Origin of the sequence: Nocardia sp., from assembly GCF_025465275.1 — a bacterium.
Lineage (GTDB): Bacteria > Actinomycetota > Actinomycetes > Mycobacteriales > Mycobacteriaceae > Nocardia.
In genome coordinates this window covers 14,116-30,423 of sequence record NZ_JAODNK010000021.1, presented here as the reverse complement: position 1 = coordinate 30,423, position 16,308 = coordinate 14,116, and the positions used below count along the sequence as shown (strand labels likewise).

Here is a 16,308-nt window from a genome sequence, read left to right as displayed (position 1 = left end):
TGTTGACGCCGTGCTGACCCAGCGCGGGGCCGACGGGCGGAGCCGGATTGGCCGCACCGGCCTTGATCTGGAGCTTGATAAGCCCAGAGACCTTCTTCTTCTTCGGGGGCATCTTTCTTCCTTGGTTTAGGTTTCTTACGGAATCCCGTAAGCCTGCTCCGGGATTGCGCCCGGGCAAACCTGACCGTGGAAAAACAGCCAGACCCGAGGCGCAACCCGGAAAGTCTAGTCGCAGGTAGATCGGGGGCCCAAAGCGCCCCCGAGCCAGCTAGATCTTGGCGACCTGCGTGAACGCCAGCTCGACCGGAGTCTCACGGCCGAAGATGGAGACCAGCACCTTGAGCTTCTGCTGCTCGGCATTGATCTCGGAAATGCTGGCCGGGAGGGTGGCGAACGGGCCGTCCATGACGGTGACGGACTCGCCGACCTCGAAGTCGACATCGATCGTCGGCTTGATGATCGGGGTGTCGCCCGAGTTCTCGCCGCCGGCAGCGGCCGTGGCCTTCTTCTGCTGCGCGGCCGGAACCAGGAACTTCACCACGTCGTCGATGGACAGCGGCGAGGGCCGGGAGGTGGCACCGACAAAACCGGTCACACCGGGGGTGTTGCGGACCGCGCCCCACGACTCGTCGTTCAGCTCCATGCGGACCAGGATGTAACCCGGCAGCACCTTGCGATTGACGTTCTTGCGCTGGCCGTTCTTGATCTCGGTGACCTCTTCGGTCGGAACCTCGACCTGGAAGATGTAGTCCTCGAGACCGAGGTTCTGCACGCGGGTCTCGAGATTGGTCTTCACCTTGTTCTCGTAACCGGCGTAGGAGTGGATGACGTACCAGTCGCCGGGGGCGCGACGCAGCGCGGCCTTCATCTCGGCAACGGGATCGGCGGGCTCGGCGTCGATGGGAGCGGTGAGCTCCTCCTCCGACAGCTCTACCTCGGCAGGCTCAGTGGATTCCGCCGCGTCGGCGGAGTCGCCGGATTCCTCGACGTCGATGCCGGTCTCCTCGACCACCACGTCGTCGATCTGGAATTCGTCGGTTGTGCCGTTCTCCGGGGTGCTCACTGGGGCACTCGCTTCCTTGTCGTCACGTAATCCTCTGCGCGCCGGGATAAATCACCCGGCGGATGGTCCCGCTCCCCGCCTCTGCTCGGGGACCGGTTACCGGCGCCGACGGTCGGACACGGTTCAGGCTTCAGCTAGCCGAACAGCCAGTTGACGCCCTTGATGAAGCCCAGATCCAACCCGCTGATGAAGGCGATCATGAAGATCACGAACACCAGAACAACGCTTGTATAGGTGACCATCTGCTTGCGGTTGGGCCAGATGACCTTACGCAGTTCCGCGATAACTTCTTTGAGGAACTTCGTCAGGCGCTTGAACGGATTGCCCGCACCACCGGCTTTGCCGGACTTCTTCTTGTCTGCCTTGACCTGCGAAGTAGGCCGATCGATCGTTGCGACATTCGTCGCGGACGATGACGCGGCGCGTGATCGCCGGGCGGAACGCTTACCGCTCGGACGAGCCACTGCGGCGGTGTCATCGCCATCTTCGTGGCGAGTATCCCGCTCGTCGCTCACGTCGATCCTTCCTCGTCGCTAGGCATTCAAACTGTTCAAACTGTTTCGAGCGACCTGCAAGCAGTCGCTACGACCCTTTCGAGCGACCTGCAAGCAGTCGCTACGACCGCAGGGGCGACAGGAATTGAACCTGCAACCTGCCGCTTTGGAGACGGCTGCTCTGCCAATTGAGCTACGCCCCTTCGGTAGGACGTCGATTGCTCGTTTGTCCCACCACAGTACTTGTTCAGTTGTACTACCGGGGCTTGACATACATACGCGCCGCTCCTCGGAGCAGCGCGTATCGGCTGGTGACCCCAGAGAACCGAGTCTACGTCACTTCGCGCAGCTATCGCCAATCGGGGGTCCGGCTCCGGGTCAGGCCAACTGGACCGTTGCGGTCGCGCGGCCGAAGATCTTGCGGCCCTCCGATTTAGCGACAATCGCCACCACGGCGGTGCGGGTTTCCGGGTCCACCGACTTCACCTTGCCGGTGTATTCGATCTCCGCCGGCTTGGCGACGGACACGTAGACGGGGCTGGTGAAGCGCACGTTGTACTCCTTCACCGCACCCGGGTCGCCGAGCCAGGAGGTGACGAAGCCGCCGCCCAGGCCCATGGTCAGCATGCCGTGTGCCACAACGTTTTCCAGGCCGACCATCTTCACGACATCGTCGCTCCAGTGGATCGGGTTGGCATCGCCGGAGACGCCGGCGTAGTTCACCAGATCGCCGCGGGTGAGGCGCACCACGCGAGTGGGCAGCACATCGCCGACGGTCACATCCTCGAAGCGGATGGCGTGCTTGCCGGGGACGACCTTGCCGGTCGCGGCCACGGGTACCGGCTGCGTGGTGAGGACGGACTGCGTCTCCGCCGCGGTGCGCGGGTGATGATCCGGGGTCTCCTCCGGGCCGACGCCGTGCATGAGCACATTGCGCACGGTGTCACCGATATTGGGATCGATGTCACCGCCGCTGCGGCCGATGAGGGTGGTGTAGGTGGTGAGCACCAGTTCGTCGTTCTGCGCGACCACGTCGTTCTTGGTGACGATGATGTCGCCGCCGAAGGCCTGCCGGAACGAGTGCAGGTAGACGATGCAGGTGAGCTGATCGCCGGCCTTGATGGGCCGGTGGAATTCCAGGATCTGGTCGGTCTGCATGATCTGGCTCAGGTCGTAGCCGGTGACGATCTGCTCGAAGAGCTTGCGCTGGGCCAGGATCCCGACCAGGGAGATGAAGCTGAGGGGGGCGACCAAGCCGTCGTAGCCGTACTCCTGGGCGACGTCCTCGTCCCAGTGCACCGGGTGGTAGTCCTGCACGGCGCGGGCGTACTCACGCACCTTTTCGCGGCCGACCTCGTAGTAGTCCTCCACCCGGTAGTGGTGGCCGACCATAGTGGCGGCGTGCGCGGCAGGATCGAAAGCCTCGTCCGGCTGAGGCGTTTCGGCCTCGGTGTTGCTGACCAATTCGGCCTCGGTGTTGATAGTCACGGCAGAGAGTCACCTATCTGATCCCGGACCCGGGATCGGTGGAGCGCTGAACCACCGCTATATACACCAAGTGCCGGACCAGGTGCCACTGTCCCCTGGTAGGGGGGACCTAGTGGCTGACCGATCCGGCACTTCTTCCACGCGGTAGAACGCGCGGGGTTAAGTTAGCGAGACTCGCGGTGGGCCCGGTGGGTACCGCAGTTCGGGCAGAACTTCTTGAGCTCGAGACGATCCGGGTCGTTACGCCGGTTCTTCTTGGTGATGTAGTTGCGGTGCTTGCACTGCTCGCAGGCCAAGGTGATCTTGGGCCGGATATCAGTGGACTTCGCGGCCACGATGCGCCTTCTTTCCGGTCAGCCTGATAGTTAAATCAGAATTGGGTAGCGATGGCCGGACTTGAACCGGCGACACAACGATTATGAGTCGTTTGCTCTACCAACTGAGCTACACCGCCATGCGGAGGATTCGCGGCGGCGATGGCCCGGTCCATGGATCTGGATGCCGAGTCGGTCACCACCGGCAATCCGGCGAGCCCCCTAACGGAATCGAACCGTTGACCTTTTCCTTACCATGGAAACGCTCTACCGACTGAGCTAAGGGGGCATGTCTGCGTTACCCCGGTCTCGGGAACCGGGCGCTGAAGACTTGAACGAGGTTACACAACATCTCACCCAGTCTCCAAACCGTGTGGTCAGACCAGGTTTTCCCACCCGCGAGAGTGGGTACTCAGGGCTCAGGACCGGCTGCCGGTCGACAACGGCGTCGACCACCGGCGACCCGGTTCCTGCTGTAAGGCTGGGCTGGATGCACAGAACCCCCCGAGACCACTGGTCCCGGGGGGTTCGTGTGTGGCAGATGTAGGATTCGAACCTACGTAGGCTTTCGCCGACGGATTTACAGTCCGCTCCCATTGGCCGCTCGGGCAATCTGCCTGGGTGCGCCTTGCAGCGCGGTGACGAGAATACATCGAACACCCGCCCGCAATGCAAACCGGCTGGAAAACGCGGTCCCGGGCGGACTACCTTCGTCGAGGCACACCCCCCAAACTTCCGATCTCGGACAGGAGCACAAGCGTGGCCGATTCGTCGTTCGACGTTGTCAGCAAGATCGATCGCCAGGAGGTCGACAACGCCCTCAACCAGGCGGCGAAGGAGATCGGGACCCGCTACGACTTCCGCAATACCGGCGCGAGCATCGAATGGTCCGGCGAGGAGAAGATCATCCTCACCGCCGAGGCCGAGGACCGCGTGAAGGCGGTCCTGGAGGTGTTCAAGGAGAAGTTGATTCGCCGCGATATTTCGCTGAAGGCCTTCGATGCCGGTGATCCGCAGATCTCCGGAAAGGTGTACAAGATCACAGGCACCCTGGTCGAGGGACTTTCCTCCGAGAATGCCAAGAAGATCGCCAAGAAGATTCGCGACGAGGGCCCCAAGGGCGTGAAGGCGCAGATCCAGGGCGAGGAGCTGCGGGTCAGCAGCAAGAACCGCGACGATCTGCAGTCCGTCATCTCGCTGCTGAAGGGCGCCGATTTCGATGTCGCCCTGCAGTTCGTAAACTACAGGTAGTTACAATTCCGGGCCCCCGACCTACCGCTGGTCCGGGGCCCGGAATTACCTACCGCTGGTCCGGGGCCCGGAATTACGTTTCGTGACAACTGATTTCGTGAGGTCGGGGTAACTCACCGGGGACGTCCAAAATGAAATGGGCACCCAGCCCCCGGCACGCGTCGCCAATCCTCCACGGCACTCTGCCGTGCGCTAAAGGTTCGGAGAGGCGGGTCTGAAATGGGCACCCAGCCCCCGGCACGCGTCGCCAACCCTCCACGGCACTCTGCCGTGCGCTAAAGGTTCGGAGAGGCGGGTCAGTACTCGCGAGTTCCGGGCGAGCCGGTGGTGCCGCCGGCCATCGCTTCGAGGCGGGCGATGCGGTCGGCCATCGGCGGGTGGGTGGAGAACCAGCGCGCCATCTTGTCGCCGGCCCGGAAGGGGTTGGCGATCATCAGGTGCGACTGTGCGGTCAGCTGCGGCTCCGGGGGCAGCGGGGCGGCCTGGACCCCGCGTTCGAGCTTGCGGAGCGCTGACGCCAGCGCCAGGGGGTCGCCCGTGAGGGCTGCGCCGTCCTCGTCGGCCTGGTACTCGCGGGAACGCGAGACGGCGAGTTTGATCAGCGAGGCCGCGATCGGTCCGAGCAGCGAAACCAGCAGGATGCCAATGACATTCGGGCCCTCACCATTGCGATTGCCGCCGAAGGCGCTGGCGAAGAAGGCCAGGTTGGCCAGGCCGGAGATGATCGAGGCGAGTGCGCCCGCCACCGACGAGATCAAGATGTCGCGGTTGTAGACGTGCGACAGTTCGTGGCCCAGCACCGCGCGCAGTTCCCGCTCGTCGAGAATCTGCAGGATGCCGGTGGTACAGCAGACCGCGGCATGCCGCGGACTGCGGCCGGTGGCGAACGCGTTCGGCGCATTGGTGGGGCTGATATACAGCCGCGGCATGGGTTGCCGTGCCGCCGTGGCCAACTCGCGCACGATGCGATACATGACCGGTGCTTCCAGTTCGGTCACCGGTTGGGCATGCATGGCCTTGAGAGCCAGTTTGTCGCTGTTGAAATAGGCGTAGGCGTTCATGCCCACCGCCAGCAGAACAGACAGGATCAGAATTGTCGGACTGCGGAACATGGCGCCCGCGAACACGATCAGCGCCGACATCCCTACCAGCAGCCCAAACGTCTTCACACCATTTGCGTACCCGTGCACTGTCCCGCCTCTCCGCATCTTTGGCCTGCCACTAAGTGCCGCGAGACTGAGCTCCAGGACTTACGTCAGGCGCCTGGTCCGGGTCTGGACGTACCCGATGAGTTACCCGGACCTCACGAAATCTGTCGTTGCGTTACAGCAGGTCAACGATGCGGAGCGGGCCGAAGTTCCCCGTTACCCGACCCGTTCGATGGTGTAGCGAACCAGCCGCTCGAGGGCTTCGTTGGCCGGACCACCGGGCAGGGCGGAGAGTTCGGCGTGCGCGATATCGCCGTAGCCGTGCAGTTTTTCCTTGGCCAGCACCATGCCGCGGGAGCGGGCCAGCAGGTCGAGGGCCTCTTCCACCTCGGCGTCGGTCTGCAGCGGGTGGGCCAGCAGCTTGCGCAGCCGGTCGCCGTCGGAGCCCTCGTCGCGCAGGGCGTAGAGGACGGGCAGGGTGTGCACACCTTCCCGCAGGTCGGTGCCGGGAGTCTTGCCGGACTGCTCGGAGACCGACGAGATATCGATGATGTCGTCGGAGATCTGGAAGGCGGTGCCGACCGCGTCGCCGAGCCGGGCGAGGCGTTCGACATGCTCGAGGCCCGCACCGGAGAAGGTGCCGCCGAAGCGACCGGAGGCCGCGATGAGCGAGCCGGTCTTCTCCCAGACCACGCGCAGGTAGTGCTCGACCGGATCCTGCGATTGCCGCGCGCCGATGGTTTCCCGCATCTGGCCGGTGACCAGTTCAGCGAAGGTTTCGGCGATGATGCGCACCGCGTCCGGGCCCAGGGTGGAGACCAGCCGGGAGGCGTGCGCGAACAGGTAGTCGCCGGCCAGAATGGCCACGCTATTGCCCCAGCGGGAGTTCACGCTGGGTGCGCCGCGGCGCATCGAGGCCTCGTCCATGACGTCGTCGTGGTAGAGCGTGGCCAGGTGCACCAGTTCGACCACGGTGCCGGCGGTGATCAAGTCCGGGCTCTCGGGCCGCGGGCCCAGCTGACCGGTGAGAATGGTGAACAGCGGACGGAAACGCTTGCCACCGGCCTTGGCGAGGTGCAGCGCGGCCTCCTGCAGGAAATCCTCCCCGTCGGACAGCTCTTCGATCATCAGGTCTTCGACTTCGACCAGGCCTTTACGCACTGTCTCCGCGAGCTCGGGATCGCCGAGATCCACCCCCGCCACCACCGTGCTCTCATCGCTCACAGCCGATGCGCTCATTTCATCTCCCAGTGCCGCGTCCGACCCCACGCCAAAGAACCTAGCGTGTGGACACCTGCCCCCCTAGGCACACCACCGTAGTGCGACGCACCGAACACTGCAGTATGGCGCTGCACACCCCTCTCTGCGCCGATCCTCATGGGCTGCAAGTATTGAGCGCATGGGTTCAGCGGAAGTCGCGCCGGAGCAGGGGCAATCGTCGAGTGCGTTGCCCGCGCATGCGGATGTGCTGGTGGTGGGGGCCGGACCGGCCGGATCGGCGGCCGCGGCGTGGGCCGCGCAGGCCGGACGGGACGTGCTGCTGACCGATTCGGCGGTGTTCCCGCGGGACAAGACCTGCGGGGACGGGCTGACGCCGCGCGCCACCGCCGAGCTGGAGCATCTCGGGCTCGGGGATTGGCTGCGGGCGCACACCATCAATCGCGGGCTGCGCATGGCCGGGTTCGGGCGCGAGGCGCTGCTGCCGTGGCCGGGCGGGTCGTTCCCGGCGTACGGCAGTGCGGTGCCGCGCACCGAACTCGACGACAAGCTGCGGGAGACCGCGGTGAAGTTCGGGGCCCGAATGGTGCAGGGCGCCAAGGTGGTCGAGGTGGCGCGGGACGGTGATCGGATCACCGGGGTGACCATCAAGACCGATTCCGGAGTGCACGCGGTGTCCTGCAAGGTGCTGATCGTCGCGGACGGGGTGCGGTCGCCGGTCGGAAAACTGCTGGGCCGCACCTGGCATCGGGAGTACGCGTACGGGACGGCGGCACGCGCCTACATCAAGTCCGAGCGCAGCGATGATCCGTGGATCACCTCGCATCTCGAATTGCGGGATGCGAACGATGAATTGGTGCCCGGCTACGGCTGGGTGTTCCCGCTCGGCAACGGTGAGGTTAATATCGGGGTGGGATCGCTTGCCACCGAGCGGCGGCCGTCGCATATTTCGCTGAAACCGCTGCTGCAGCACTATGTTTCACAGCGCCGCGCGGAATGGGGTTTCGAGGGTGAGGCGCGGGCGGTCGCATCGGCGCTGCTGCCCATGGGTGGTGCGGTATCGAATGTGGCCGGGCGCAATTGGGCGCTGGTCGGCGATGCGGCGGGCTGTGTGAATCCGCTCAATGGCGAGGGCATCGATTACGGCCTCGAGGGCGGGCACATGCTCTCGGAGCTGCTGGACGAACCCGATCTGACCACGCTCTGGCCGCAGACGCTGCGGGCCCGCTACGGCCGGACCTATTCGGTGGCACGGCGTTTGGCCGCGCTGGCGACGCATCCGCGCGCGGTGCCGCTCGGCGGGCCGCCGGTGATGCGGTCGAAGCTGTTGCAGCGCACGGCGGTTCGGGTCATGGGCAATCTGGTGACCGATGAGGATCTGGATCTCACCGCCAAACTGTGGCGCGGCGCGGGGCGGGCCTCCATGCGATTCGACAAGTTGCAGCCCTTCGCATGACGGCCCGGCCGGTCGCCGAGGAACTGCTCCCGCATCTGCGGCGCGCACGCGATCTCGCGGACCGGCACTATGCGGAGCCGCTGGACCTGGACAGTCTGGCGGCCGCCGCGGGGGTGTCGAAGTATCACTTCCTGCGGTGTTTCGCCGCGACCTACGGCAAGACCCCGGCGCTGTATCTGGCAGAGCGGCGCATCGAGCGCGCGCAGGATCTCTTGCGCGCCACCAATATCACGGTGACCGAAACCTGCATGCTGGTCGGATACAGCAGTCTCGGTTCCTTCAGCCGCAAATTCACCGATCTGGTGGGGATGTCGCCCTCGGAGTATCAGGCCAAGTTCGCCGTCGAAGGCGCTCCTCACATTCCGGGTTGCTACGTCTTCATGCACGGTTTGTCGGACCGGAAACCGGTCGATACCGGCGACACCGCAATTTCGGAGAAGCGTCCCGGGGTTGCGGGTCCCTAGCCTTGCGGTATGACGATCACCAACGTTTCCCTGGCCACCGTGTATGTGACCGATCAGAGCGCCGCCAAGGAGTGGTACACCGACAAACTCGGTTTCGTGGAGACCGCCGATGTGACCATGGGCGACAACGGCTTCCGCTGGGTGACCGTGGCGCAGCCGGATCATCTGGAGCTGGAGGTGACCCTCATGCTGCCGGGGCCGCCGCTGGACGAGCAGCTCGCCGAGGCCATTCGGCGTTCGCTGGCCAGTGGCACGCACGGCGCGCTGGGGCTGCGAACGGACAACTGCCAGAAGACTTTCGAGGAGCTCAGCGCCAAGGGCGTGGAGTTCGTGCAGCCGCCGTCGGAGCGCCCGTACGGCGTCGAGGCCATCATTCGCGATAACTCCGGCAATTGGCTCGTGCTGGTGGAGAACCGCGAATTCGATCCCACTCGAGCGCAATAGACCCTCCCCCCGCCCGAGTTCGCGGCCCGTCTTGTTTTGGACTGAGTGGAGCGGGGGAGCGAAGCGGAGGAGCGGAAGGAGGGAAGAACGAGACTAAAAGGGCCGCGAACCCGCCCGGAGCGAAGCGGAGGGCAAATTAGACAGAGCTCTGCGCGGCGAACCAGGCCTCGATGGACTTGCGCTCGCTCTTCATCACCTTCTCGAGCAGGTTCTCCACCAGCGGCTCGATAGCGCCGCCGACCAGGGGAACCTTGACGTTCACGACGCCGGCGGCCTCGATCTCGGAACCCTCTGCGGTGGGCCGCAATTCGAGGGTGCCCTCCATCTCGGTGGTGATACCGGTGGAGGCGCCCTGGAAGGTGCCCTTCGCGATATCGCCGTCGAGCACGCCCCAGCTGTCGGTGCGCTGGAGTTCGAGGTCGCTCTTGAGGACCTTTTTGACCAGGCCCGGAATCTTGTCTTCGGCTGCTTTTTCGGTCATATGGATGCGAATGGTGCCGGGCCCGTCCGGATGCGACAGGTTCAAGGTGGCGGTGGACGCGCCGGTGAAGCGGGAGTTCCACATCTCGTCGTTGGTCAGTGCCCGGTGAAGCTCTTCTACCGGAACGCTGTACTGCACGGTGAAGCTGAATTTACGGGACATGGCCGCAACGGTAGTCCAGTCATGGAATAGCCTGGTGAAGTGTCGGAAACCAGCCAGTCTGTCACCGCAGCGGAGCGGAGCAGTCTTACCGCAGCGGAGCGGAGCAGTGTGACCGCAGCGGAGCCGGGTGCCACCGCGCCGCCGCTCGCCGACGCTCCCGTACCGCAGCCTGTGACCCGCTGGCGGCGCACTCGCATGGGAATCCTGATCGCCGCGTCGGCCATCAGCGTGCTCGCGGTGCTACTCGTGCTGGCGGCTTGGAAGGACGATCGGCTCATCAGCTCGGATATGGGCACGACCAGCGGCGAAGTGCTGTCGGCGGGACGCCTGCGGTCCGCGGTCATCTTCGTGACCCCGGACGGTGAGACGCACAACCCCAAGGTCGGCGTGCTGTATCCGACCAGACTGACCGTCGGCGAGCGCATCAATGTCGAATACCAGCGCAGCGATCCCGATCTGGTCCGCGTGGCGGGTCGCGATGCGACCGTCGCGATCATCCCGGCACTGTCGGTGATCGTGGTGACATGGGCGGTGACGATTCCGGCGCTGTGGCTGCTGGGTTCGCGGCCTACGCGGTTGCTCGGCACGGCTCGGAGGCGATGGTCGCGCGCCCGCGCCGCGAGCTAATGTGCGGGGGTGGCGAAAACAGAGTCGGTTCGGGCCTCGTTGGAGAAGCAGCCGCACGAGGTCGCGTCGATGTTCGACGGGGTCGCGAAGCGGTACGACCTCACCAATACGGTGATCTCCGGTGGCCAGGACTATTACTGGCGGTGGGCGACGCGTAAAGCGCTGGCGCTGCGGCCCGGTGAGCGGGTGCTGGATCTGGCCGCGGGTACCGGTGTCTCGACACTCGAGCTCGCCAAGTCCGGCGCCTGGTGTGTGGCCGCCGATTTCTCGCAGGGCATGCTGGCGGCCGGGCGGTTCCGCAAGGTGCCGATGGTGGCCGGGGATGCCATGGCACTGCCGTTCGCGGATGAATCCTTCGATGCGGTGACCATTTCCTACGGTCTGCGCAATGTGGCTGATCCGGATCTGGCGCTGCGCGAGATGCTGCGCGTCACCAAGCCCGGCGGGCGGCTGGTGGTGGCGGAGTTCTCCACACCGACCTTCGCGCTCTTCCGCACCGTCTACATGGAGTACCTGATGAAGGCGCTCCCGGCGGTGGCCAAGCGGGTCTCCAGTAATCCGGATGCCTACGTCTATCTGGCGGAGTCGATCCGGGCCTGGCCTACGCAGACTCAGCTGGCTTTGCGGATTGCCGATGCCGGCTGGTCGTCGGTGAAGTGGCGTAATCTGTCCGGTGGCGCGGTGGCGCTGCACCGCGGCTTCAAACTGGACTGACCAGGACTTTTGTGGTCCCTCTCACAATATAGGGGCGAAAACCCGGCCTCACGGACGGCGAAACCAACTGTGAGGGGGAATGTCATCTTCCGATAACCTCCGGTAAATCCGGCGCAACCGGGGATGACGAAGATCGGAACTATGCCCGATTCCAGCACTCCCCCGACGAGCACCCGGACCGCGTGCTCGTACTGCGGGGTGGGCTGCGGCATGGTCGTGCACACCCGGCCGGGCGAATCCGGCGCACCGGTGATCGCCTCGGTGAGCGGCGACAAGCTGCATCCGGTGAATGCCGGACGGCTGTGCACCAAGGGCGCCACGCATGCCGAGCTGATGGTCGCGGACGGGCGGATGGAGACCGCGTACCGGCGGCCGGAACGCGGACAGCCGCCGATGCCGGTGCCGGTCGATGCGGCGGTCCAGGAGGCGGCCGATCGGCTGCGCGCGATTCTCGACGAGCACGGCCCGGACGCCGTGTCGCTCTACGTATCCGGGCAGATGTCGATCGAAGCCCAGTATCTGGCAAACAAATTGGCCAAGGGCTATCTGCGGACCGTGCATATCGAAGCCAATTCGCGGCTGTGCATGGCCAGTGCGGCCACCGGCTACAAGCAGTCGTTCGGGGCCGATGGGCCGCCCGGCTCGTACGAGGACCTGGACCACGCCGATCTGTTCTTCGTGATCGGCGCGAATATGGCGGACTGCCATCCGATTCTGCTGCTGCGCATGGCGGGCCGACTGAGGGCGGGCGCGAAACTCATCGTGGTGGACCCGCGGCGCACCGAGACCGCGAGAAAGGCCGATCTGTTCCTGCAGATTCGGCCGGGCACGGATCTGGCGCTGCTGAACGGTTTACTGCATCTGCTCGTCGAAAATGGTGACATAGACGCCGAATTCATCGCGGAGCACACCCGGGGGTGGGCGGCGATGCCGGAATTCCTCGCGGACTACGCGCCCGCGCAGGTCGCCGAAATGACCGGTCTTGCCGAGGCCGATATTCGCACCGCCGCCGCGTGGATCGGTGCAGCGGGTGAATGGATGTCGCTGTGGACCATGGGTGTCAATCAGTCCACGCACGGCACCTGGACCACCAATGCGATCATCAATCTGCATCTGGCCACCGGCGCGGTCTGCCGCACCGGCAGCGGGCCGTTCTCGCTCACCGGGCAGCCGAATGCCATGGGCGGGCGCGAAATGGGTTATATGGGACCGGGATTGCCCGGGCAGCGCAGTGTGCTGTCAGCGGCGGACCGGACCTTCGTGGAGACGGCGTGGGAACTGGAACCCGGTGCGCTTCGCGATAAAGCCGGGCCGGGCACCGTCGAGATGTTCCGCGCGCTCGCCGACGGAGATATCAAGGCGTGCTGGATCATCTGCAGCAATCCCGTTGCCTCCATGGCGAATCGGAAGACCGTGATCGACGGCCTGGAGGCCGCGGAGCTGGTGATCGCACAGGATGTGTACACCGAGACCGCGACCAATGCCTATGCCGATCTGATGCTGCCCGCCACACTGTGGGCGGAATCGGATGCGGTGATGGTGAATTCGGAGCGCAATCTGACATTGCTGCCGCAGTCGGTGCCGCCGGTGGGCGAGGCCCGGCCGGACTGGCAGTTGATCGCACAGGTGGCGAGCGCCATGGGGTTCCCCGGCTTCGATTACCAATCCAGCGCCGAGATCTTCGAGGAGATACGGCAATTCGCGAATCCGGTGACCGGCTACGACCTGCGCGGCATTACCTACGAGGCGCTGCGCGACGGGCCCATGCAGTGGCCGTGCCCCGATCCGGCGCAGCGCCGCAATCCCATTCGCTACCGCAATGACGGCATCAGCCAGCACCTGTTCACCGATGAGAGCGGACAGCAGCCACGCCTGGCCTTCGCCACACCCAGCCGGCGCGCCGTGTTCTGGCCGCGCCCGCATCTGCTGCCCGCCGAAATGCCCGACGACGATCACCCCTTTGTGCTCAATACCGGTCGCCTGCAACATCAGTGGCACACCATGACCAAGACCGGGAAGGTCGCGAAGCTGGTCAAACTGAACGGGGAACCGTTCCTGGAGGTGCATCCGGACGATGCCTGCGCACTCGAGGTGCGCGAGGGCGATCAGATCGAAATCGCCTCGCGCCGTGGACGTGCCGTACTGCCCGCCCGGATCAGCGACCGGGTTCTGCCCGGCTCCTGCTTCGCCCCGTTCCACTGGAACGACGAACAGGGCGAATACCTGACCATCAATGCCGTCACCAATGACGCCGTCGACCCGGACTCCCTGCAACCCGAGTTCAAGGTGTGCGCGGTCCGGCTCCGCAAGGTCACCGCCGTATCGGCCACCTCCCGGCAAGTCCCGGCGACCGATCGCCGCGGCGCGGACTCCCCCGGCACCGGTCCACTCGGCACTGAAACCAGTCCGTTCGGAATTGCTACCGCTCCGGTCAGCGGCACATCCGGGCCGTTCGGCGCCGAGAGCGGTCGCGGTGGTGTCGACACCGGTCCGATCGGCTCGGAGAACTATCCGTTCGGCGCTGCCAATAGACCGCACAGCGGAGTGACTGGTCCGTTCGGAACCAATGAAGGCCAGGGCAGTCCGATCGGCTCCGAGAGAGATCCGATCCACGCTTCGAGTGGTCCGAACGGAGTTGAATCGCATCCGCTCGGCACAGGCGCGAACAGCGCTGGGCGCGGTAGTGGAGTGCATCCACTGTCGGCGATGCTGGGGCTCGATGGGGCGGCCACACCGACACTGAGCGATGCCGAGCGGATCTATCTGGGCGGGTATCTGGCGGCACTGCAGACCTTGCCGGTGGCAGGGGTGCCGGTACTGCCCGCGACAGCGCCGCTGTCGCGGGGCAGCCGACTGTGGATCGACGGGTTGCTCGCCGGTATGTATTCCCGTGGGGCGCAGCCGCAGTCGGCCCGCGCGGCCGATGCGGGCACCTTGCACAAGGCGCAGACCGGCGGCGGGGCCAGTGATCCGGCCGCCGAGCCGATTACCCGAACGGTGACCGTGCTGTGGGCTTCACAGACCGGGACCGCGGAGGAGTTGGCGGCAGCGGTCGCCACCCGGCTCGCCGCAGCCGACTTTGTACCCCGGCTGCTGGATATGGATTCCACCGACCTGGGCGATCTGACCGGTGACGTGCTGGTGATCACCAGCACCTTCGGCGACGGCGGGCCGCCGGACAATGGCCAGGACTTCTGGGATCGGCTCAGCGACAGCACAATCCGCCTGACCGGCATGCGCTACGCCATCTTCGCGCTCGGCGATTCCTCATACGACGAATTCTGCGGACACGGGCGCAAACTGGATGAGCTGTTCACCAAATGCGGTGCCACCCGCATGCTTCCGCGCATCGACAGCGAGCCCGATCACGATGACCTGTCGGAACAGTGGATAGACGAGGTGACCGCCGCGCTGAGCAGCGGGACGGAAACATCAGGGCCGGAAGCGATTCGGACCGGGGACACCACTTCGACGAGCGTCACATCAACCCCCGGCAGCGCAGACGCACGCGGCATGTCAGCCCCGGGCGGTAGGGACGACACCGCTAGCACCCCGACCCCGAACGGCGCATCAGCACCACACGGCGCGGCGGTATCCCACGGCGCGGCGGTATCCCACGGCGCGGCGACATCCCACGGCGCAGCGACATCCCACGGCGCAGCGACATCACACGGCGCGCCAGCCACCAGCGGCGCACAGATTCCCGGCGGGTTGTCGTCATATGGCGGCGGGCTCACATCCGGCGGCGGGTTCGGGCCTGACGGCGGGGCTTCGGGAGGTTCGGCCGCCCAGCCGCACTCCCCCGCCTCCAGCGGAGCCGCGCGCGGATCCGTGACGACGCTGGCTCCGGCCCAATTCACCCGTAATGCACCGCTTTCGGCGCGCCTGGTGCGCAATGAGTTGCTGTCACGGCCGGGTTCCGAGAAAGAGGTGCGGCAGGTCGGGTTCGATCTGCGCGATCTGGACGCGAGTTACGAGGTCGGCGATTCGCTCGGTATCCGGCCCGCCAATTGTGCTGCGCTGGTTGCCGAATGGCTGGCGGCGACGGGTCTGGACGGCAGGCGGCTCATCGATCTCGACGATCGGGAGCTGTCGCTGGCGGAGGCGCTGCGCACGTATTACGACATCACCAAGGTGAGCACCGATCTGCTGTCGTTCATCGCGGAGCACAATTCGAGTCCGCATCTGGCGAAACTGCTGCGCCGCGACAATCGCAACGAACTCGACGGGTATCTGTGGGATCGGCAGCCGGTGGATGTGCTCCGCGACTTTCCGGTCCGGGCCGATCTGGTGGAGTGGCTGGGCACGCTGAAAAAGCTGCAGCCACGCCAGTATTCGATTTCCTCCAGTCCGCTGGTCCACCCGCAAGAGGTGCAACTGACGGTGGGCGTGGTGCGGTACGGCAATCCGGTATTCGCCGGCGCGGCCCGGCGGGGCGGTGTCAGCTCCACCTTCCTGGCAGATCGCGCGGGCGAGGCGCCGATCTTCCTGCAGCGTGCCCCACATTTCCGCCCGCCGCTGGATCCGAACGCGCCCATGATCATGGTCGGGCCGGGCACCGGCATTGCCCCGTTCCGGGGTTTCCTGCACGAGCGCCGCGCACTCGGCGGCAAGGGCCGCAATTGGCTGTTCTTCGGCGATCAGCATGCGGCGGACAATTTCTATTACCGCGCGGAGCTGGAGGACATGTTCCGGTCGGGCTTCCTGACCCGGTTGGATCTGGCCTTCTCGCGGGATCAGCGGGAGCGGGTCTATGTGCAGCACCGCATGATCGAGCACGGTGCGGAACTGTGGGCATGGCTGCGGGAGGGCGGCCATTTCTATGTCTGCGGTGATGCCGCGCGCATGGCCAAGGATGTGGACGACACCCTGCTGCGGATCGCACGGATTCACGGGAAGTTGAGCGAGGAGGCCGCGCTGGCCTTCAAGAAACAGCTGGTCGCCGAGAAACGCTACATGCGCGACGTGTACTGAGCCCCGATTT

At 65.4% G+C, this 16,308-nt stretch carries 14 protein-coding genes, 4 tRNA genes and 1 pseudogene; 7 read left to right on the top strand and 12 right to left on the bottom strand.

Annotated features, from left to right (window positions below):
- The 9 genes and pseudogenes from JWN03_RS04920 to JWN03_RS04880 form a co-directional block, all read right to left on the bottom strand.
- Nucleotides 1-112, bottom strand: a pseudogene (locus JWN03_RS04920) (50S ribosomal protein L11); the annotation flags it as partial.
- A 156-nt stretch (nt 113-268) separates the two neighbouring features.
- A complete protein-coding gene (gene nusG / locus JWN03_RS04915; protein WP_441342936.1) occupies nt 269-1,063 on the bottom strand; it encodes a transcription termination/antitermination protein NusG in 795 nt (264 codons plus the stop codon).
- Nucleotides 1,064-1,197: 134 nt separating this feature from the next.
- A complete protein-coding gene (gene secE, locus JWN03_RS04910; RefSeq protein WP_297610323.1) occupies nt 1,198-1,578 on the bottom strand; it encodes a preprotein translocase subunit SecE in 381 nt (126 codons plus the stop codon).
- Between the two features lie 109 nt (nt 1,579-1,687).
- Nucleotides 1,688-1,760 (bottom strand) — tRNA-Trp (locus JWN03_RS04905).
- A 175-nt stretch (nt 1,761-1,935) separates the two neighbouring features.
- Nucleotides 1,936-3,045 (bottom strand): fused (3R)-hydroxyacyl-ACP dehydratase subunits HadA/HadB, encoded by a 1,110-nt coding sequence (locus JWN03_RS04900; protein WP_441342935.1) that lies wholly within the window; start codon nt 3,043-3,045, stop codon nt 1,936-1,938.
- Between the two features lie 164 nt (nt 3,046-3,209).
- Nucleotides 3,210-3,380, bottom strand: coding sequence for a 50S ribosomal protein L33 (rpmG, locus tag JWN03_RS04895; RefSeq protein ID WP_029925945.1), 171 nt, complete (start codon nt 3,378-3,380; stop codon nt 3,210-3,212).
- Between the two features lie 46 nt (nt 3,381-3,426).
- Nucleotides 3,427-3,499: transfer RNA gene (locus JWN03_RS04890), tRNA-Met, on the bottom strand.
- 76 nt (nt 3,500-3,575) lie between these two features.
- Nucleotides 3,576-3,648: transfer RNA gene (locus JWN03_RS04885), tRNA-Thr, on the bottom strand.
- 246 nt (nt 3,649-3,894) lie between these two features.
- Nucleotides 3,895-3,977 (bottom strand) — tRNA-Tyr (locus tag JWN03_RS04880).
- Nucleotides 3,978-4,118: 141 nt separating this feature from the next.
- Between JWN03_RS04880 and JWN03_RS04875 the strand changes: the two genes are divergently transcribed.
- Nucleotides 4,119-4,610 (top strand): YajQ family cyclic di-GMP-binding protein, encoded by a 492-nt coding sequence (locus JWN03_RS04875; protein ID WP_297610307.1) that lies wholly within the window; start codon nt 4,119-4,121, stop codon nt 4,608-4,610.
- 296 nt (nt 4,611-4,906) lie between these two features.
- On the opposite strand, the gene htpX is transcribed toward JWN03_RS04875, so the two are convergent.
- Both htpX and JWN03_RS04865 read right to left on the bottom strand, forming a co-directional pair.
- Complete coding sequence (gene htpX / locus JWN03_RS04870) at nt 4,907-5,818, bottom strand: zinc metalloprotease HtpX (protein WP_297610305.1); 912 nt, start codon at nt 5,816-5,818, stop codon at nt 4,907-4,909.
- Nucleotides 5,819-5,974: 156 nt separating this feature from the next.
- Nucleotides 5,975-6,997 (bottom strand): polyprenyl synthetase family protein, encoded by a 1,023-nt coding sequence (locus JWN03_RS04865; RefSeq protein ID WP_297610302.1) that lies wholly within the window; start codon nt 6,995-6,997, stop codon nt 5,975-5,977.
- A gap of 160 nt (nt 6,998-7,157) precedes the next feature.
- On the opposite strand from JWN03_RS04865, the gene JWN03_RS04860 reads away from it, so the two are divergent.
- Genes JWN03_RS04860 through JWN03_RS04850 form a run of 3 tightly spaced genes read left to right on the top strand, consistent with a single transcriptional unit; the run spans nt 7,158 to nt 9,340 of the window.
- Nucleotides 7,158-8,432 (top strand): geranylgeranyl reductase family protein, encoded by a 1,275-nt coding sequence (locus JWN03_RS04860; protein ID WP_297610299.1) that lies wholly within the window; start codon nt 7,158-7,160, stop codon nt 8,430-8,432.
- A complete protein-coding gene (locus JWN03_RS04855; protein WP_297610296.1) occupies nt 8,429-8,896 on the top strand; it encodes a helix-turn-helix transcriptional regulator in 468 nt (155 codons plus the stop codon). Before JWN03_RS04860 ends, JWN03_RS04855 begins: the two co-directional genes overlap by 4 nt.
- A gap of 9 nt (nt 8,897-8,905) precedes the next feature.
- A complete protein-coding gene (locus JWN03_RS04850; RefSeq protein ID WP_297610293.1) occupies nt 8,906-9,340 on the top strand; it encodes a VOC family protein in 435 nt (144 codons plus the stop codon).
- Between the two features lie 136 nt (nt 9,341-9,476).
- Here JWN03_RS04850 and JWN03_RS04845 read toward each other — a convergent pair whose 3' ends face one another.
- Nucleotides 9,477-9,983, bottom strand: coding sequence for a DUF2505 domain-containing protein (locus JWN03_RS04845; protein ID WP_297610290.1), 507 nt, complete (start codon nt 9,981-9,983; stop codon nt 9,477-9,479).
- Between the two features lie 195 nt (nt 9,984-10,178).
- Here JWN03_RS04845 and JWN03_RS04840 point away from each other — a divergent pair, with 195 nt between their 5' ends.
- The 3 genes from JWN03_RS04840 (at nt 10,179) to JWN03_RS04830 (ending at nt 16,298) form a co-directional block, all read left to right on the top strand.
- Nucleotides 10,179-10,610 carry a DUF3592 domain-containing protein gene (locus JWN03_RS04840; protein ID WP_297610328.1) on the top strand — a complete coding sequence of 144 codons (432 nt, stop codon included), beginning with the start codon at nt 10,179-10,181 and terminating at the stop codon, nt 10,608-10,610.
- 9 nt (nt 10,611-10,619) lie between these two features.
- Nucleotides 10,620-11,324: a demethylmenaquinone methyltransferase gene (locus tag JWN03_RS04835; protein WP_297610286.1), complete on the top strand. Its 705-nt coding sequence runs from the start codon at nt 10,620-10,622 to the stop codon at nt 11,322-11,324.
- Between the two features lie 141 nt (nt 11,325-11,465).
- Complete coding sequence (locus tag JWN03_RS04830) at nt 11,466-16,298, top strand: molybdopterin-dependent oxidoreductase (RefSeq protein WP_297610283.1); 4,833 nt, start codon at nt 11,466-11,468, stop codon at nt 16,296-16,298.
- The last annotated feature ends 10 nt before the right edge of the window (nt 16,299-16,308 follow it).

Bases quoted from the DNA above. Each gene is read 5' to 3' on its own strand.
- JWN03_RS04865 (WP_297610302.1), bottom strand. From the start codon at position 6,997: ATGAGCGCATCGGCTGTGAGCGATGAGAGCACGGTGGTGGCGGGGGTG.
- JWN03_RS04855 (WP_297610296.1), top strand. From the start codon at position 8,429: ATGACGGCCCGGCCGGTCGCCGAGGAACTGCTCCCGCATCTGCGGCGC.
- JWN03_RS04840 (WP_297610328.1), top strand. From the start codon at position 10,179: ATGGGAATCCTGATCGCCGCGTCGGCCATCAGCGTGCTCGCGGTGCTA.
- htpX (WP_297610305.1), bottom strand. From the start codon at position 5,818: ATGCGGAGAGGCGGGACAGTGCACGGGTACGCAAATGGTGTGAAGACG.
- JWN03_RS04830 (WP_297610283.1), top strand. From the start codon at position 11,466: ATGCCCGATTCCAGCACTCCCCCGACGAGCACCCGGACCGCGTGCTCG.
- JWN03_RS04850 (WP_297610293.1), top strand. From the start codon at position 8,906: ATGACGATCACCAACGTTTCCCTGGCCACCGTGTATGTGACCGATCAG.
- JWN03_RS04845 (WP_297610290.1), bottom strand. From the start codon at position 9,983: ATGTCCCGTAAATTCAGCTTCACCGTGCAGTACAGCGTTCCGGTAGAA.
- JWN03_RS04860 (WP_297610299.1), top strand. From the start codon at position 7,158: ATGGGTTCAGCGGAAGTCGCGCCGGAGCAGGGGCAATCGTCGAGTGCG.